This window comes from Microbulbifer sp. HZ11, from assembly GCF_000708675.1.
Lineage (GTDB): Bacteria > Pseudomonadota > Gammaproteobacteria > Pseudomonadales > Cellvibrionaceae > Microbulbifer.
In genome coordinates, this window is record NZ_JELR01000002.1 from 967,730 (window position 1) to 984,978 (window position 17,249).

The following is a 17,249-nucleotide window of genomic DNA, read 5'->3' on the forward strand; positions in this document are numbered from 1 at the left end:
CTTCACTCTTTGAATGCGCTGGTAAAGGCGGCCAGCTCGTTAATCTTCTCTCCGGCGAGGCCACTATAGATGGCGTCCTGCGCCATGCTCACCCCTTCTGCCCGGCTCGCCGCCACACCACTCACGTAGATGGCCATGCCGGCATTCATGGCAATGATATCAGCTGCCTTGTCTCCCGCGGCGGTTTCGCGCTTGCCGAGGGCATCGCGGATCAGCGCCAGTGACTCTTCAGAGCCGTCCACGCACAATCCGTCCAGGTTCTGTCGCTCGATGCCAAAATCTTCCGGAGAAATAGTGACTTTTTTCAGTTCACCGTTCTTCAACTCCCAGCCGCGGGTATCCGCAGCGAGGCTCACCTCGTCCAGTCCATCATCGCTGTGCAGCACCAGCACATGCTCGGAACCAAGGGTCTGCAATACTTCCGCCAGCATACGGCTGTAGTGCGGATCGTACACTCCAATCACCTGGCGCTTCACGCCGGCGGGGTTGGTGAGCGGGCCCAGCAGATTGAAAATGGTGCGTAGGCCCAGTGCCTTGCGCGGGCCAATGGCGTGACGCATGGCGCTGTGATAACTGGGTGCAAACATAAAGCCCACTCCCACACCGTCGATACAGCGGGCGACCTGCTCCGGGGTCAGGGGAAGGTAGATACCGGCTTTTTCCAGCAGGTCTGCTGAGCCGGAGGAGGAAGAAACCGAGCGGTTGCCATGTTTGGCCACCTTGGCGCCGGCGGCAGCGGCGACAAAACTGGAAGCGCTGGAGACATTAAACAGGTTGGCACCATCGCCGCCGGTACCGACGATATCCACCGCGTTGGTCTGATCGATCTCGACCTTGGTGCACAATTGGCGCATCACCTCTACGGCACCGGTGATTTCCTCCACGGATTCACCACCCATGCGCAGGGCCACCAGAAATGCACCTATCTGCGCGTCTTCCGCTTCCCCACGCATAATCTGGCCCATGGCCTCGCGCATTTCCCCACGGGTTAGATGTTCACCCTCGACCAGTTTTCCAATGGCCTGTTGGATATTCATTATTCTTCCCCTTCCCTAAGATTTTCGTTTCCCGGGGTTCGCTATGTCTCCGGCATCCAAAGCTAAGGTGCTGATGCCGGGATCCGTTTGCGAGACCTTCCGCGAGAGGGACCTCGCGGAAGAGCCCCCATGGATGGGTTCACGGCGTGTCTCGCAAACGGATACCGGTAGCAGCGCCGCCACCAGGCCACCTACGGAGCGCCGCACCAATACCTCAAGACTCCAAAAAATTCCGCAGCATATCGTGCCCGTGCTGAGTCAAAATCGACTCCGGATGAAACTGCACCCCCTCGATCGGCAATTCGCGATGACGGATGCCCATGATCTCGTCGATCTCACCGTCTTCGGTCTCGGTCCAGGCAGTAACTTCCAGACAATCCGGCAGACTGCCCTTCTCCACAACCAGCGAATGATAGCGGGTCGCCTCGAACGGATTGGACAGCCCATTAAATACGCCGACATTGTTGTGAATGATCGGCGAGGTCTTGCCGTGCATCACTTCCCCGGCGCGCACCACGCGACCACCGAACACCTGACCGATACTCTGGTGTCCCAAACAAATACCCAGAATGGGCAGCTTGCCCGCATAGGTGCGGATGGTCTCCATGGAGATACCCGCTTCGTTCGGCGTACAGGGGCCCGGGGAGATTACGATTTTCTCCGGGTGCAACTTTTCGATATCCGCTACGGTGATTTCATCGTTGCGTTTGACCACGACCTCCGCGCCCAACTCCGCCAGATACTGCACGATGTTGAAGGTGAAAGAGTCGTAATTGTCGATCATCAGGATCATGATTCGCTTCCTTTCTCATCTCCCATGTCTCCCAACCGCTTCTGCAAGCGAGCGAGGGACTCCTGGGTTGCGCGGAGTTCGCGCAGAATTTCGGTCTGGCTCGGCGGCATTGCCAGTTCGTCCAGGCGGCGCAGTTTGGCCTCTTCCAGATTGTTCAGCACCACCCCGATAAACAGGTTGATCATCACAAACGCGCCCATCACCACAAAGCTGAGGAAATAAATCCAGCTGTAAGGCATGGATTCCATCGCCGTGTACATGATGTCGGTCCAGTCCTCAAAGGTGACAATGCGGAACAGGCTCAGCAGGGCGATAGGCAGGTTGCGCCAGTGGGTGGGGTCGATTTCGTGAAACAGGAAATAACCGGCCACCCCGTATATATAAAAAATGATCCCCATCAGCAGACTGATATGGAACATGCTCGGCAGACTGCGCAGCAGTGTGTCTACCAGCAGGCGCAGTTCCGGGAACGCGGAGACAAGGCGCAACACCCGTAGCACCCGCACCAGGCGCGCCAGCGTGGCCATAGGTCCCGCCGCCGGAATCAGGCTCAGCACGATGATGGAGAAATCGAAGCAGTTCCAGCCATTGGCAAAATAGCGCCAGGGGCGGTTGCCGTGGGCGGCCATCTTGATTGCCGCCTCCACCATAAACGCGCCCAGGATCAGCTGGTTGATGCCGTGCAGGGCACCGCTGAAACGCTCCAGCACCCAGGTGGAGGTTTCCAGCCCCACCACCACGGCATTCACCGAGATCAGGGCGATAATCACCTGATTGAAAATCGGTGTATCGACCAGGCGGCGACACTGTTCAGCAAAACTACGCTTCTGCCCTACTGAAATTTCACTATTCATCGGTTCAACTGCTTCCAATGGATCAAGAAAAATAAGTTATTGCCCGGTGGCGATGGCCACGGCGCGGAACAGCGCCCGCGCCTTGTTCATGGTCTCGTCCCACTCGGATTGCGGATCGGAATCTGCGACCAGGCCGGCACCGGCCTGTACGTACACTTTTTCATCCTTGATCACCGCGGTGCGAATCGCGATGGCGGTATCCATGTTGCCGTTCCACGCCAGGTAACCCACGGCACCGCCGTAGACACCGCGTTTTTCCGGCTCCAGTTCGTCAATGATTTCCATGGCGCGAATCTTGGGCGCGCCGGACAGGGTACCTGCCGGGTGGGCCGCACGCAGGGCGTCGATGGCGTGCAGCTCCGGTTTAATTTTTCCGGTCACATTGGAGACGATGTGCATCACGTGGGAGTACCGCTCCACCACCATTTTTTCGGTGACCTGCACGGTACCGGTCTGCGCAACCCGGCCCACGTCGTTGCGGCCGAGGTCAATCAGCATCAGGTGCTCGGCAATTTCTTTCGGGTCCGCCAGCAGATCTTTCTCCAGCGCCAGATCCTGTTCCTCGGTGGCGCCACGGCGGCGGGTACCGGCGATCGGGCGCACGGTCATATCGCCGTCCTCCAGGTGCACCAGAATCTCTGGACTGGAACCCACCACCTGGTGATCCCCCAGATCGAGGAAGTACATATATGGAGACGGATTCAGGCTGCGCAAGGCGCGGTACAGGTTCAGCGGCGGAACGGTGAAGGGGGCCGACAGGCGCTGGGACGGCACTACCTGCATCACGTCGCCGGCGAGGATGTAATCCTTGACCTTATGTACGCCCTGTTTGAATGCTTCTTCGCCGAAATGGGACGTAAAGGTGTCTTCGGCGGTGTGATCGCCGTCGATCCCCAGCGGCTCGACGCTCTCGAGCGGCTGCGACAGCTGCCCCACCAGCTGATCCAGGCGGCGCTGGGCGATTTCAAAGGCATCCCCCTGCTCCGGATCGGCGTGCACGATAAACAGCACGGCACCGGCGAGGTTGTCGAACACCACCAGCTCGTCGCTGACCATCAGCAGGATATCCGGGTTACCCAGGGTATCCGGCGGGCAGCTGTCGGCGAGCTTGGGCTCGATATAGCGCACCACGTCGTAGCCAAAGTAGCCGACGAGACCGCCGTTGAAGCGCGGCAGGCCGGCGATTTCCGGCACTTTGTAGCGCCCGCGGAACTCCTCGACAAAGGCGAGTGGATCTTCGACGGTGTGTTGCTCGACGATTTTTCCATCGCGCTCGACCACAATATCGTAGCCGGTCACTTTCAGTACGGTGCGCGCGGGCAGGCCGATAATGGAGTAGCGCCCCCACTTTTCCCCGCCCTGCACGGACTCCAGCAGGTAGCTGTAGCGACCGCCATCGCGGGCGGCGAGCTTCATGTAGGTGGTGAGCGGGGTCTCTATGTCTGCCAGTACGCGGCGGACCAGAGGTATGCGGTTAAATCCTTTAGACGCAAGTTGGGCGTATTCGCTGGGGGTCATGGCGACTCCGGTGTATGCAATGCGTTGAGTTTTGTATTCGGGTCTGGATTGCGCATGAGTTGTGAAATCCTACCCGCGAGAGAGGCGCCCGTCGGACCAGTTCCTGGTCTTCAGGCTTTAAGGATCAGTGGCGCCATCGCCAGCTGTTGATGTGGGGGGCAGTGCAGTTCAATGTCAGAATCTCGCAGCGTCGAGTTGCTTCCCTGTATTCCGGCGAGCAAGTGTACAAATCTCTGGTAGAGGCGGCAAGCTTGGGATTTCGTGGTTCTTAACAGCCCTGATTAAGTCCTTTATAACCTTTTGTGGCGCCGGAGCACCGGGTAAAGGTTTTTGAAACCGCTGTGAACCCATCCCTGGGCGCTGCGGCGCAAACATCCTGTTTGCGACGCTTTCAAAAACCTTTACCCGGCACTCCAGCTTCGTATGGTACTTAAGAACGCTGAAATATGATGCGAAGGCGGGGTGCCGGGTGGAGCTTTTCGGGATCGTCGGCAACAGGGATGTTGCCGACGAAGCGTACAGGGACGTATTCACAGCGGTCCCGAAAAGCTCCACCCGGCATCTGGCCGCCACGGTGTCCACTACAAAGCTCCCAAGGCTACGAAGCGGCCCTCAGGCCTGCGCCAGCTCCGAACGCATCACCTTGATCACTTCCGCATAGTCATCCGCATTGAAGATGGCGGAGCCGGCGACGAAGCTGTCAGCGCCGGCCTGGGCGATTTCGCGGATGTTGTCTTTGGTGACACCGCCGTCGATCTCGAGGCGGATATCGAGGCCGGAGTCGTCGATGAGTTTGCGGGCTTCCTTCAGTTTGCCGAGGGTGGCGGGAATAAATTTCTGGCCGCCGAAGCCGGGGTTTACGGACATGAGGAGAATCATGTCGAGTTTATCGAGTACGTATTTGGCGGCGTCGAGGCTGGAGGCGGGGTTGAAAACGAGGCCTGCCTTGCAGCCGAGGGATTGGATCAGTTGCAGGGAGCGGTCGACATGTTTGCTAGCTTCCGGGTGGAAGGTGATGTAGGTGGCGCCGGCGTCGGCGAACATGCGGATCATGTCATCGACGGGTTCGACCATGAGGTGAACGTCGATGGGAGCGGTTACGCCGTGGTTGCGCAGGGCCTTGCAGACCATGGGGCCGATGGTGAGGTTGGGGACGTAGTGGTTGTCCATTACGTCGAAGTGCACCCAGTCGGCGCCGGCGGCGAGGACGTTGTCGACTTCTTCGCCCAGGCGGGCGAAGTTGGCGGAGAGGATGGAGGGTGCAATTTTGTAGTCTGGCATTTTCTCATCTCGGTGCTTTGGTTATAGCTCCAGGGTCTTTGGTGCTTTTACGACCGCCGGTGGCGGCCGGGCACCGGGTGGGGCTTTTCAGGACCACGGTGAACCCATCCCTGGGAGTTTCGGCGCAAACATCCTGTTTGCGACGATCCTGAAAAGCCCCACCCGGCACCCGGCCTTCGATTTGTACTTTTGTACTTCGTAAGCGGGTGGGTTAACTCGCTCTTAGTCTTTCTTCCAGCTTATTCAGCCTTTCTGGGGTTCCCACATCGCACCAGTCGCCTTCGTAAACTTCCGCCTGCATTTTGTCTTCGTTATACGCGAACACTTCACCCAGGCCGTAGCGCTCGCGGGCTTTGGGGTAGCTGGTGAGAATTTCCGGGCGCAGGTAGCTGATGCCGGCGAAGGTAAATCTGGGTTTGGTAGTGCCGGATAGAAGACCGTCGTCGATGCCAAAATCCCCCTCGGGGTTATGCGGCGGGTTGGGCACCATGAGAAGGCGGCCGGGGCAGTTTTCCGGTAGGGGGTTGTTGACCCAGCCCAAGAAATCGAAATCACACCAGACATCGCCGTTGACCACCAGGAAAGGCGCATCCCCCAGCAGCGGCAGGGCTTTGGTGATGCCGCCGGCGGTTTCCAGGGGTTCGTTTTCTTCGGAATACTGGATGCTTGCCCCGAAGCGCTCGCCACTGCCCAGGTGCTCGCGGATCTGCTCGCCGAGGTGGGCGAGGTTGATGACGAGGTTGGTGACACCGGCTTTGGCCAGGCGCTCGATGGCGTATTCGATCAGGGGTTTGCCCAGCACCGGGATGAGCGGTTTTGGGGTGTGATCGGTAAGCGGGCGCATGCGCTTGCCGAATCCGGCGGCAAGAAGCATGGCGGTGGGTGCCTTTGAGGTTTTGGCTGTCATCTGGTGGCTTTTTCGCGCGTTGATCAGGAGGATTCGGTTTCTACATTGCGGCGATCGCCGGCGGTGCGGTAGTCGCGGTACCAGTCCTGCTGCTCGATCAGCGGCAACAACTCGGTCCGGAACCACTGGGCGAACGGCTGCATTTCTTCGTATTTATCACACACTTCCAGGGTGTAACGTATGACAAGGGGCAGATCCGGCAGGTAGCCGTGTTTGCCGTCGCGCAGATACAGGCGCGGGAAGAGTCCCAGGACTTTGAAGTGGCGCTGCAGGCCGATCCAGTCGAACCAGCGCAGGAAGGTTTTGCCGTTAACCTGGGGTATCACCCCGGCGTCCATGGCGGTGGAGGCGTAAGCGAGCGCCCAGTTTTCCACCTGCTCCCGAGGCCAGCGGATGTAACAGTCGCGCAGCAGTGACGCGAGGTCGTAGGTAACCGGACCCCAGACAGCGTCCTGGAAATCGACCACGCCGGGGCGTTCGCCGTCGCGGATCATCAGGTTGCGGCTGTGGTAGTCCCGGTGCACCAGCACCTGGGGCTGGCTGCTGGCACTGTCGAGCAGGTGCGCGAAGGTGCGCTCCAGCAGCTGGTTTTCCTCCTCGCTCAGCTCCCGCTGCAACAGTTTGCCCACCAGCCACTCGGGCAGCAGGCGCATCTCCATATGCAGTAGTTCGCGATTGTAGGGCGGGAATAATCCCTCCTGGCGGCTGATCTGCTGCAGGCACAGGAGTTCGCTCATGACTTCCGCGTAGAGACCAGAGACGCTGTCGTCATCCAGCTCTCGGAGCAGCTGGGTATCCCCAAGGTCTTCCAGCAGCATGTAGCCGTGTTCGATATCCGCGGAGATCACCAGGGGAGTGTGGATACCATTGCGGCGCAGGTAATCCGCCAGGGCGACAAAACGGCTGACGTTGGTTTTTCCCGGCGGGGAATCCACCGCGATCAGGCTGGGGGTGGTATCGGTACGGAAATAGCGCCGGAAACCGGCGTCTCCCGAGAGGGGCTGCAGGTGGAGGGTGTTTTCCAGGGGGGGTAATTGCAGCGGTTCGTGGCCGGCCTGGAGGGCGCGGACAGCCCACTGGCGCAGCTGATCTCTGCGCTCATCCTGGACCTGGGATACACACTCGTTCATCCACCACCTGTCATTATCGAAACGTTCATTTACGGTCTGCGGCGACCGATTGGCGGAAAATACCCGGAGGCACTTTTTCACCGCGGGCTTTATCGCCTAAAAGCTGTGCATTGTAGCGGCAGCGGCGGTCGGGTTCACCCGCTAATCTGGCCGAGTCGACGCACGGGCGGTTTCCATGGTTACGGCCATTCAAGTAGAATCGACCGCTGATTTTTGCGCGCCGGCTCCGTCTTTGCCGGAATCGCGCTTTTCGGCGCCACGCGCGCGGTCTCGCCCAAGGCCAAATCAGGGCCACACTCCATGGCCGGATTACAAGACAGACTCTAAAGATAGCTGGAACCAATCACTCGATGCTGGAAGCTTCCCGCTGGCGCCGTCTTGCGCTGGCCATTGGACAATTGTCACGCCCCCGCTCCCTCGCTTTCGGCCTGCTCGCCGCCCACTCTCTGTGGCCGCTCACCGCAACGGCCGAAACGGAATCCGCGCCCGAGCCCGTGGAAAACCCCTACCTGTACCTGGACTGGTTCCCCAAGAGTCAGCTGGACCCCACGTTGCGCAATCAGGTTTCCCCGATCTGTGGCGGCATGTTTGTGGAACCGCTGCGAGCATACCCCGATTCGGACAAGCTGCCGGAAGAATCACCCCTGCGCGCCACCGCCGACAGCTCCGACTGGCTGGAAAATGGCACCGCCCAATTGCGTGGCAACGTGCACATTACTCAGGGGTACCGCCAGCTGTTTGCCGACCAGGTCGACGTCAACCGCGAGGAAAACACCGCCTACCTGAGTGGCGCCATCGAAATGCGTGAACCGGGCATGCTGGTGCGCGGCAAGGCCGCCGAGGTCCACACGGACAGCAAGGCGGCCTCTATCGAAGATGCTACCTACGTAGTGCATGAGGACGCCGCCCACGGCTCTGCCCGTTTCGCATCCCGCGAGGCCAGCGGGGAGCTGATTCTGACGGAAGGCAATTACACACGCTGTGAACCGGACGACGTTTTCTGGCGCATGATTGGTGGCGAGATCGCCATCGACAATGTGGAGCGCCAGGGCACCGCGCGCAATGTGCGCCTGGAGATTGCCGATGTGCCGGTCTTCTATTTCCCTTATCTGCGATTTCCGGTGGGGGATGAGCGCCTTTCCGGGTTCCTGTTTCCGAGCATCAGCAACAGCGATGAGAACGGCTGGGACATCGCAGTGCCCTACTACTGGAATATCGCGCCGCAGCTGGACGCCACTATCGCCCCCCGCTATGTGCAGTACCGGGGTACCGGCCTGGAACTGGAGGGGCGGCACCTGAGCCCGGCCTTCAGCACCGAGGTACGGTTGGCCGGGCTGCCGGACGACGAGGGCGGCAATGATGAAGATGCCCGCCGTCTGATCAACGAGGGTTTTCCGGAAGACCTGGTGCTGCCGGCAAAAGGGGAAGACCGCTGGTATGCCAACCTGAACCAGCTCGGTGGTACCGGTGGCCTGTGGCGCACCAAGATCGATTACACCAAGGTCAGCGACCCGGATTATTTCCGCGACCTGGACAACGCGGAGATCAAGGTGCCGCAAAACGTCAGCGCTCGCGCCATGACCAGCCTGGGCCAGTCCGCGCAGGCCAGCCTCACCACCGAGCACTGGTTTGCCAGTCTCCGCGCGCAGGAATACCAGCAGCTGGTGAAGGACCGCTTCGATACCTACAGCCAGTTGCCGCGACTCAACGTAAACGGCAACTACAAGTGGGATGACTGGCAGTTACTGCTGGAACACGAAATCACCACCTTCGATCACGAGGATACCCAGACGATTCAGTACATCGCGGATGTGGATGACCCGGACAGTGTCACTACCAGCACCCGCGACTTCGTCAACGCCACCCGCGCCTACGCCAACTACAGCTTTGGCTGGGACAAACAGTGGCTGTGGGGCTTCTTCAACCCGCAGATCAACGGCATCTACCTGGGCTACGAACTGGCGGAGACATTCCTCGCCGACCCGGACATGAACACCCCGGAGGCTTCCGCCGCCCAGATATCCATCGACAGCGGCCTGTTTTTCGAACGCTACGGCAACCTGTTCCAGCAGGAGTATGTGCAGACGCTGGAGCCGCGCCTGTTCCTGATGGCCAGCACCGACGCGGACCAGTCGGATTTCCTCAATGTGAGCAACAGCTCCAGCGACGGGGGTAACGATCTGCTGTACGACACCTCACTGTTCACCTTCAGTTACGACCAGTTGTTCCGCGACAGCCGCTTCAACGGTCACGACCGCATTGATGATGCCGATCGCGCCTCGTTTGGCCTCACAACCCGGTTTATCGACCCGCGCAGCGGCCGCGACCTATTCGCCGCCAGCGCCGGGCAGATCTTCTATTCGGAAGCCAGTCGTATCGAGCTGAGAGACTTTATCGAGGATGTACCGCGCTCGGAGTTCGCCGCGCGACTGGAGAGCCGGCCCAGCGACGCCCTGCGCATCAGCAGTGAGGTTATCTACCACGATACCGACCACACCATTAACCGCGGCAACGTCACCCTGCGCTACCTGGACGACAATTTCCGTCTGATCAACGCCAGTTACCGCTACCTGCGCAAGGAGGAGGTGTACGACAGCACTGACACCTATCTGATCCAGGGCCCGGTCAAGCAGATCGACCTTTCCGCCGCGTGGCCGGTGAATGACCGGCTTTCACTCCTGGCACGGGCCAACTACGATTTGACCTTTGAAAGGGAACTGGAGTACCTGGCAGGGATCGAATACGACACCTGCTGCTACCGCACCCGCCTGCTGTGGCGCCGTGAACTGGACAATGACCTGGCCGACGTCGTCCCGCCGGAGGAGCTGGAATTCGACGAAGGCGTCTATATTGAACTGCAGTTGAAGGGCCTGGCTGGCATTGGCGGCTCGGTCACGCGCATACTCACCCAGGGCATTGCCAACTTTGAACAACGAGAAGTACTGAAACAGTGATGACAATAATGCAGATGTTCACCTCTCTTCGCCGCGGTCTTTTGACTCTGGCCGCAGCCAGCGCCATTGCGCTCCCCGCCTGGGCCCAGGTACAACAGCTGGACCGCGTGGTGGCCGTGGTGGACGACGATGTGGTGATGGCCAGTGAACTGCATCAGCGTATGCAAACCATCACACAGCAGATCGCCGCTCAGAACGTGCAGGCACCGCCGGTAGACGTACTGCGCCGCCAGGTACTGGAACAGCTGATTATCGAGCGCCTGCAGCTGCAAATGGGTGCCCGCGCCGGTGTCACCATCGCGGAGGAAGAGCTGGATCAGGCCATTGCCCGGGTGCAGCAGAACATGAACATGTCCCCGGCCCAGTTCCAGCAGAAACTGGAAGCGGATGGCCTCTCCAACAACGCCTTCCGCCAGCAGATCCGCCAGGAGCTGATTATTCGCCGGGTGGAACAGGGCAGCGTCAGCCGCCGCATCCAGATTACCGATCAGGACATCAACAACTTCCTGCGCTCCAAAGAGGGTGAGTTCTGGAAGTCGCCCCAGTACCTGTTGGGTCATATCCTGATTCCGGTCAGCTCCAGCGCACCGGCGGAGGAAGTGACCGCAGCCCGCGCCAAAGCAGATTCCATCTATGAGAAAACCATGGGCGGCGAAGACTTCCGCGCCCTGGCCATCTCCAGCTCAGCGGGCCAGAACGCCCTGCAGGGCGGTGATCTGGGCTGGCGCAAAACCGTGGAGCTGCCCACCCTGTTCGCCGATGCCCTGGACGGGATCAGCGTCGGTGAAACCACCAAGCCGTTCCGCAGCGACGCCGGTTTCCACCTGCTGAAGATCCATGAGCAACGCGGTGCCACCGAGCAGGTAGTAGAGCAGACCAAGGTGCGTCATATCCTGGTGAAAACCTCCGCGATCCGCGACGATGACGCCGCCTACAACCTGCTGACCGACCTGCGCCAAAAGATCCAGGCCGGCGAACTCAAGTTTGAAGACGCGGCCAAAGACAATTCAGAAGATATCGGCACCATGCTGCAGGGCGGTGACCTGGGCTGGTCCAACCCCGGCCAGTTTGTACCGGAATTCACCCAGGCCATGGACAACACCCCGGTGGGCGAGATCAGCATGCCCTTCCGCAGCCAGTTTGGCTGGCATATTCTGCAGGTGGAAGGCCGCCGTCAGCAGGACATGACGGACCAGTACATCCGCAACCAGGCCGCCAACCTGCTGCGCAACCGCCGTTACGAGGAAGAATTACAGAACTGGCGCCAGGAAATCCGCGACCAGGCCTATGTGGAAATCAAGCTGCCAGAAGCCAAAGAACCCGCGGAAGAGTCCGCTGCCGGCGACACCAGCGAGGGCGAAAGCCAGTAACGGAATGACCCCACGCATAGCCTTCACTCCCGGCGAACCCGCCGGGATTGGCCCGGAGCTGGCGGTCAAACTCGCCTGCTCCGACCGCCCCAACCCCATTTCCCTCGCCCAGATTGTTGCCATCGCCGACCCGGACCTGCTGCGACAGGAAGCCACACGCCAGGGCAAAAGCCTGCGACTGATTCCATTTGACGCGAATAAACCGGCGGAAGTAACCCCGGCCAATAGCCTGCACATACAGGCAGTCGCACTGGCGCAAGCCACGCAGCCGGGCCGGCTCAATCCCGCCAACGGCGCCTATGTACTGGAAGCCCTCCGCATCGCCGCCGAGGGCTGCAAAGACCGCACCTTCGATGCGGTGGTGACCGGCCCGGTGCACAAGGGCGTGATCAACGATGCGGGCGTCCCTTTTAGCGGACACACCGAGTTCTTCGCGGAAAACGCCGGCGTGAAAAAGGTGGTGATGATGCTCGCCGCCGACGACCTGCGCGTGGCACTCGCCACCACCCACCTGCCATTGAAAGATGTCAGTGCAGCGATCAGCGGCGAATCCCTGCAACAGGTACTCACCATTCTGCATCGCAGTCTGCGCGACCAGTTCCGCATCGAAAGCCCGCGCATTGGCGTGTGTGGCCTCAACCCTCACGCCGGTGAAGGCGGGCACCTGGGACGTGAGGAAATCGACACCATCGAGCCGGCGCTGGATACCCTGCGCGCCCTCGGACTGAACCTGATCGGCCCCTTACCCGCAGACACCCTGTTTACCCCGCCACAACTGGCCCGCTGCGACGCTGTACTGGCCATGTACCACGACCAGGGTCTGCCGGTGTTAAAATTCAAGGGATTCGGGCGCGCGATCAATATCACCCTCGGGTTGCCATATATCCGCACTTCGGTGGATCACGGCACCGCGCTCAACATTGCCGGCCAGGGTATTGCCGATACCGGCAGCCTTCTCGCCGCCATGCACCAGGCCATAGAACTGGTCCAGCTGCGCCAAATTTAACCCTGCGTCCCGCGCGCAAACCTCATTCAAACGAACACATTCATGGACAATTTTTTCCAACACAAGGCGCGCAAGCGTTTCGGCCAGAACTTTCTCGTCGACGAGAACATTATCGAGCGCATCGTGCGCGCCATCGGCCCCAAAGAAACCGATAAACTGGTGGAGATCGGCCCCGGCCAGGGCGCCATCACCGCGCTGCTGCTGGACAAGTGCCCTTCGTTGACCGCAGTAGAACTGGACCGGGATCTGATCCCAATGCTGGAATTCAAGTTCCGCAGCTATCCCGACTTCACCATCATTGAAAAAGACGCACTGAAATTTGATTTCGGCAGCATGGTCGAGGAAGGCGAGCAGCTGCGTATCGTCGGCAATCTGCCCTATAACATCTCCACTCCGCTGCTGTTTCACCTACTGAGCTTTCGCGGCAAGGTGCAGGACATGCACTTTATGTTGCAGAAAGAGGTGGTGGATCGCCTGAGTGCGGTGCCAGGGGTTAAAGCCTTCGGCCGTTTGAGCGTAATGACCCAGTACTACTGCCGCGTGCAGGGACTCTTCCCGGTACCGCCGCAATCCTTCCGCCCTGCGCCGAAAGTGGATTCCGCCATCGTGCGTCTGGTGCCACACCAGACGCTGCCGCACCCGGCAGACGATGAAGCCCTGCTGGAACGCATCGTCAGCGTCGCTTTCCAGCAGCGTCGTAAAACGTTACGCAATGCCCTGAAGCCGCTGTTTCCGGATCTGAATCCCGAACAGCTGCCGGTGGACACCAGCCGCCGCCCGGAAACCCTCAGCGTAAAAGAGTACGTTGACCTGGCAAATTTCTGCTCAAACCTAATTGCCCCCTCCCCGTAGGGTGGATAAGCGAAGCGCATCCACCAGAATAACCGGAGAGAATTATGGCCACTTACGCAATCGGCGATATCCAGGGCTGCCTGGAACCACTGCAAAGACTGCTAAAGAAAGTCCGTTTCAACCCAGACAAAGACAAACTGTGGCTGGCGGGCGACATGGTGCACCGCGGCCCCGACAGCCTCGGCACACTGCGCTTTCTTTACCAGCACCGCAGCCAGATTACCGCGGTGCTTGGCAACCACGACCTGCACCTGCTGGCCATTGCTCACGGCGCCAAACGACTGACCGATAAAGAACACGATCTCGCCGAAGTATTGCGAGCCAAAGATGCCGACCAACTTCTGGAGTGGCTGCAAAAGCAGCCGCTTATGGTGCACAAAAAGGTCAAGGGCAAATATTTCTCCATGGTACACGCGGGCATCCCCCCCATATGGAGTATGAGCAAAGCCCTGGAGCTGGCAGGTGAAGTACATCAGGCACTGCAGGATCCCGCCATGGCGGAGGCCTATTTCTTCGGTATGTATGGCAACGAGCCGCACAAGTGGAGCGATCATCTGATCGGTGTGGAGCGATTGCGCTCCATCACCAACTACTTTACCCGCATGCGCTTCTGCAAGGAGGACGGCACTCTGGATCTGGTCACCAAACAGGGGCCGCTGGCAGCGCATCACGACTACCGCCCCTGGTTCAGTTTCAGTAATCGCAAGACTAAAAACGACCGAATTATTTTTGGCCACTGGGCGGCATTGGAAGGAGAGGCGAATACAAAAAATGTATACGCTCTGGATACCGGCTGTGTGTGGGGTGGTTACCTCACCGCACTAAAGCTGGAAGACGAATCCTTTTATTGCGCGGACTGCACACTCTAAACCCGCCATACGGAAAATAGCGAGTTTACATTTTGCTAAACCCGGGAGCGGCCTCATCGGATGCGGGATTTAGTATGCCCGAAGCGCCCCGGTCACCAATAGCTTCCGTAGCGCGAGGCGCCACCAAAGCCCGCTGCAAATCCTGCTGTTTATGCAAGCGTATTGCCAGGGCCATAAGCTCTGCCGCATCGAGATTTCCCGTCAGCACATACAGTGTTTCACTGGTTACCCAGTGCACCCGCCCCTGGTTTACCTCTTCGTTTATCCCACCTCCGTCCAGTATGCCTTCGCTTCCTTTTGTATCGGGCACACCTTCGTGAAATGTCGCTTGTGGCGGGGTCTGTAGAGAGTAACTTTCCAGTGTCAGCAGGGTACCGTCCACACCGTGGAAATTCAGGCGAAAATTGTCTCCTGCCAGAGCGGGACTCTCCGGAAGCAGCTGTTGAGTTGACGGAGCCTTGGCAACGCCACCGCCATTCAAGTCAGTGCCAGGCCCCTTCTCCGATGACACCTGGCTGGCACCTTGTTGCGCCGTTATTTCCAGATCTGGAACAGCCATTGCTGGCGCCGCTGAAACCTGAACGAGCGCAGCCCCTCCCGGTTGATCGGATAGCGGGCGGACCTGGGCAGCGCGCGCGCCTGCGGTCAGGGTCCCATAGGACTGCTCGGTGCGCAGCTCCAGGCTTAGTGCCCACACCCCCAGAACCAGAACTGCACCTGTAGCGACACCACTTAACCAGGGTAAAGGGCGAACGGAGGCGTTCGTCGTATCACCTCTATACTTATCGCTGCTTATTGCGTTCAACTCCCCCAGCAGCTCGCCTTCAAAACGCCAAGTGTCAAAAACCGTTTTCGCCGCCTCAGGGTTCAGCCGCAGATAACGGGCCACCTGTCGTGCACGCTGAGTTGGCAGTGCGCCATCGGCAAAGGCGGAAATTTCTTCCATAGACACACTGTTCGAGCGATCATCATTACGGTGCAGTGACATGATCAGAACTCCACAAGTAGGCTGCTGCAAACTTCAACACTATTTCACTCTCTGCAAAATGGTTCCATTAGCGGTTGTCCGCTCGCAAGTGAGCGAGCCACCCGTGTCCGGAACATTCTCCGCGCAGGCCTTGCGAACAGATTCACGGGCTCGGGACACACGGCTACGCAAAGTCCCAGCATTTACTCCCAGAATATCCGCAGCTTCCCGGTAACTGGGATTCTCAAGCACAATCAGCAGCAACGCTGAGCGCTGCTCTTCCGGCAGTCGCTGTATCGCTGACATGGCATCCCGACAATCCAGTGCGGCTTCATGCCCCGACGATATCGCCACATCCTCTCCCGCGTTCTCCACCAGAGATTCTTTGCGCGCCCGCGCGGAGCTGCGTTGGTTCAGATAAATCCGATATAGCATTCGAAAAAGCCAAGGTTTCAAGGTGCTTGCAGGGCGCCACAGGTGTCTTTTGCGCAATGCGCGCTCCATGCAGTCCTGTACCAGATCTTCCGCCTGAGACTTTTCAGCACACAGTGCTAACGCGTAACGGGTCAAACCGGGAATGTGCTCACACACCTTCTGTTCGAACTTCATAGGCTGCTTTTCTCCACTGGTCTCGGCCGCGCGCTCACCATCTTACTGGCATACAAACACCTTCAAGATGAACGGACTTTGTCGGCCTTTACTAGTGAACAAGCCGGCACCGGGTTTAGTTCCAAAGCAGTGCCGCGGATCCCCGTGATCGAGAATTCCATCACGTTTTCGCAAGTTACCGGCAACAGCACCATCTTCTCGGCTGTTCTATTTCACGAACGGCCAGCACAGGAACACTTCACCCTAAGAAGTTCCCCGCTGCTGACCTGTTTGTAACAGTGTTCCATTCACCGAAGAGGAAAATCGAACCATGAATATGCAAACTCCGAAAAAAAATCGCCTTGCCATCACTCTTTCTGCGACGGCCACCAGTACACTGCTTGCGCTCGGACTGATTTCGGGAAGCGCGTGGGCGTCCCAGGATACACAACAGGAGGCGAAGGAAGCCCACACCTATTCGGCAACGCCTCAGTCATCGATCAATGCAGAAGACCTTCCAGATGAAAAACTTGAAGCTTTCGCCAGAGCACAGGAAAACGTAGATGAAACCCGCGTGGAAATGACCACAAAACTCCAGAATACCCAGGACCCTCAGGAGGCAATGGCGTTGCGGGAACAGGCAAACAAAGAAATGCTGGCCCAGGTAGAAGAAGCCGGGCTGACACGGCAGGAATACAACACGATTGCCCGCGCCGTAGCGATGAATCCCGATATCGCGAAAAAAATCGACGACTACCGATAACAGCGGCCGACAATCACGTCAGGCGACATCCATGCGTTTTTGATGGTGAGCGAACATGAGCCGGCGCTTGCCGCCGGCTCCCGGTAACGCTTCACCAAAACGCGATCCTCCCGAACGAATCGCGGTGCTACGTCAACGGCGCAAATCGCTTCCGCCCCCAACTCCTACCCCTGAGCCTTGCTGTGAGGCTTGTCTTGCGGCAAGCCCCGGCCGCTTTTTCGCAGACCCTCCGTGTAGCTTACCCCGGCGGTGAGTTGCTACTCTCCGCCCCCATCAACCCTGGTTACTTTTTCCTCCGCCCCCCGCGGGTGGGATGCTGTTTACCGATGGCTGACCTCTAATCGAGCTTGCGATTTTATA

General features: G+C 59.1%; 15 protein-coding genes. 6 read left to right on the plus strand and 9 right to left on the minus strand.

Annotated features, from left to right (window positions below; translation table 11 throughout):
* Positions 1-2: 2 nt before the first annotated feature.
* The 7 genes from trpD to AU11_RS11845 all read right to left on the minus strand — a co-directional run bounded on the left by trpD (position 3) and on the right by AU11_RS11845 (position 7,520).
* Positions 3-1,037 (minus strand): anthranilate phosphoribosyltransferase, encoded by a 1,035-nt coding sequence (gene trpD, locus AU11_RS11815; RefSeq protein ID WP_043319564.1) that lies wholly within the window; start codon positions 1,035-1,037, stop codon positions 3-5.
* 214 nt (positions 1,038-1,251) lie between these two features.
* On the minus strand, positions 1,252-1,830 hold the full coding sequence (locus AU11_RS11820; RefSeq protein WP_043319565.1) for an aminodeoxychorismate/anthranilate synthase component II: 579 nt from the start codon (positions 1,828-1,830) through the stop codon (positions 1,252-1,254).
* Positions 1,827-2,684 carry an ion transporter gene (locus AU11_RS11825; RefSeq protein WP_051687213.1) on the minus strand — a complete coding sequence of 286 codons (858 nt, stop codon included), beginning with the start codon at positions 2,682-2,684 and terminating at the stop codon, positions 1,827-1,829. Before AU11_RS11825 ends, AU11_RS11820 begins: the two co-directional genes overlap by 4 nt.
* Before the next feature lie 36 nt (positions 2,685-2,720).
* Entirely contained in the window at positions 2,721-4,202 is a 1,482-nt protein-coding gene (trpE, locus tag AU11_RS11830) for an anthranilate synthase component I (RefSeq protein WP_043319566.1), read from the minus strand.
* A gap of 612 nt (positions 4,203-4,814) precedes the next feature.
* Positions 4,815-5,483 (minus strand): ribulose-phosphate 3-epimerase, encoded by a 669-nt coding sequence (rpe, locus tag AU11_RS11835; RefSeq protein ID WP_043319568.1) that lies wholly within the window; start codon positions 5,481-5,483, stop codon positions 4,815-4,817.
* Positions 5,484-5,694: 211 nt separating this feature from the next.
* Positions 5,695-6,390, minus strand: a complete 696-nt coding sequence (gene murU, locus AU11_RS11840) for an N-acetylmuramate alpha-1-phosphate uridylyltransferase MurU (RefSeq protein ID WP_043319569.1) — start codon at positions 6,388-6,390, stop codon at positions 5,695-5,697.
* A gap of 23 nt (positions 6,391-6,413) precedes the next feature.
* Positions 6,414-7,520: an aminoglycoside phosphotransferase family protein gene (locus AU11_RS11845; RefSeq protein WP_043319570.1), complete on the minus strand. Its 1,107-nt coding sequence runs from the start codon at positions 7,518-7,520 to the stop codon at positions 6,414-6,416.
* Between the two features lie 350 nt (positions 7,521-7,870).
* Here AU11_RS11845 and AU11_RS11850 point away from each other — a divergent pair, with 350 nt between their 5' ends.
* Genes AU11_RS11850 through AU11_RS11870 form a run of 5 tightly spaced genes read left to right on the plus strand, consistent with a single transcriptional unit; the run spans position 7,871 to position 14,571 of the window.
* On the plus strand, positions 7,871-10,474 hold the full coding sequence (locus AU11_RS11850; protein WP_043319571.1) for an LPS-assembly protein LptD: 2,604 nt from the start codon (positions 7,871-7,873) through the stop codon (positions 10,472-10,474).
* The gene (locus AU11_RS11855; RefSeq protein WP_081848087.1) at positions 10,474-11,844 is read left to right on the plus strand and encodes a peptidylprolyl isomerase; all 1,371 of its coding nucleotides are present in this window, start codon (positions 10,474-10,476) and stop codon (positions 11,842-11,844) included. Before AU11_RS11850 ends, AU11_RS11855 begins: the two co-directional genes overlap by 1 nt.
* Before the next feature lie 4 nt (positions 11,845-11,848).
* Positions 11,849-12,850: a 4-hydroxythreonine-4-phosphate dehydrogenase PdxA gene (gene pdxA, locus AU11_RS11860; RefSeq protein ID WP_043319572.1), complete on the plus strand. Its 1,002-nt coding sequence runs from the start codon at positions 11,849-11,851 to the stop codon at positions 12,848-12,850.
* A gap of 42 nt (positions 12,851-12,892) precedes the next feature.
* Positions 12,893-13,702: a 16S rRNA (adenine(1518)-N(6)/adenine(1519)-N(6))-dimethyltransferase RsmA gene (gene rsmA / locus AU11_RS11865; RefSeq protein ID WP_043319573.1), complete on the plus strand. Its 810-nt coding sequence runs from the start codon at positions 12,893-12,895 to the stop codon at positions 13,700-13,702.
* Positions 13,703-13,746: 44 nt separating this feature from the next.
* Complete coding sequence (locus tag AU11_RS11870; protein WP_043319574.1) at positions 13,747-14,571, plus strand: symmetrical bis(5'-nucleosyl)-tetraphosphatase; 825 nt, start codon at positions 13,747-13,749, stop codon at positions 14,569-14,571.
* A 25-nt stretch (positions 14,572-14,596) separates the two neighbouring features.
* Here the strand turns inward: AU11_RS11870 and AU11_RS11875 are convergent, their stop codons facing one another.
* Positions 14,597-15,559 carry a hypothetical protein gene (locus AU11_RS11875; RefSeq protein ID WP_043319575.1) on the minus strand — a complete coding sequence of 321 codons (963 nt, stop codon included), beginning with the start codon at positions 15,557-15,559 and terminating at the stop codon, positions 14,597-14,599.
* Positions 15,560-15,598: 39 nt separating this feature from the next.
* A complete protein-coding gene (locus AU11_RS11880; RefSeq protein WP_051687214.1) occupies positions 15,599-16,147 on the minus strand; it encodes an RNA polymerase sigma factor in 549 nt (182 codons plus the stop codon).
* 310 nt (positions 16,148-16,457) lie between these two features.
* Between AU11_RS11880 and AU11_RS11885 the strand changes: the two genes are divergently transcribed.
* Positions 16,458-16,889 (plus strand): DUF4168 domain-containing protein, encoded by a 432-nt coding sequence (locus AU11_RS11885; protein WP_043319577.1) that lies wholly within the window; start codon positions 16,458-16,460, stop codon positions 16,887-16,889.
* The last annotated feature ends 360 nt before the right edge of the window (positions 16,890-17,249 follow it).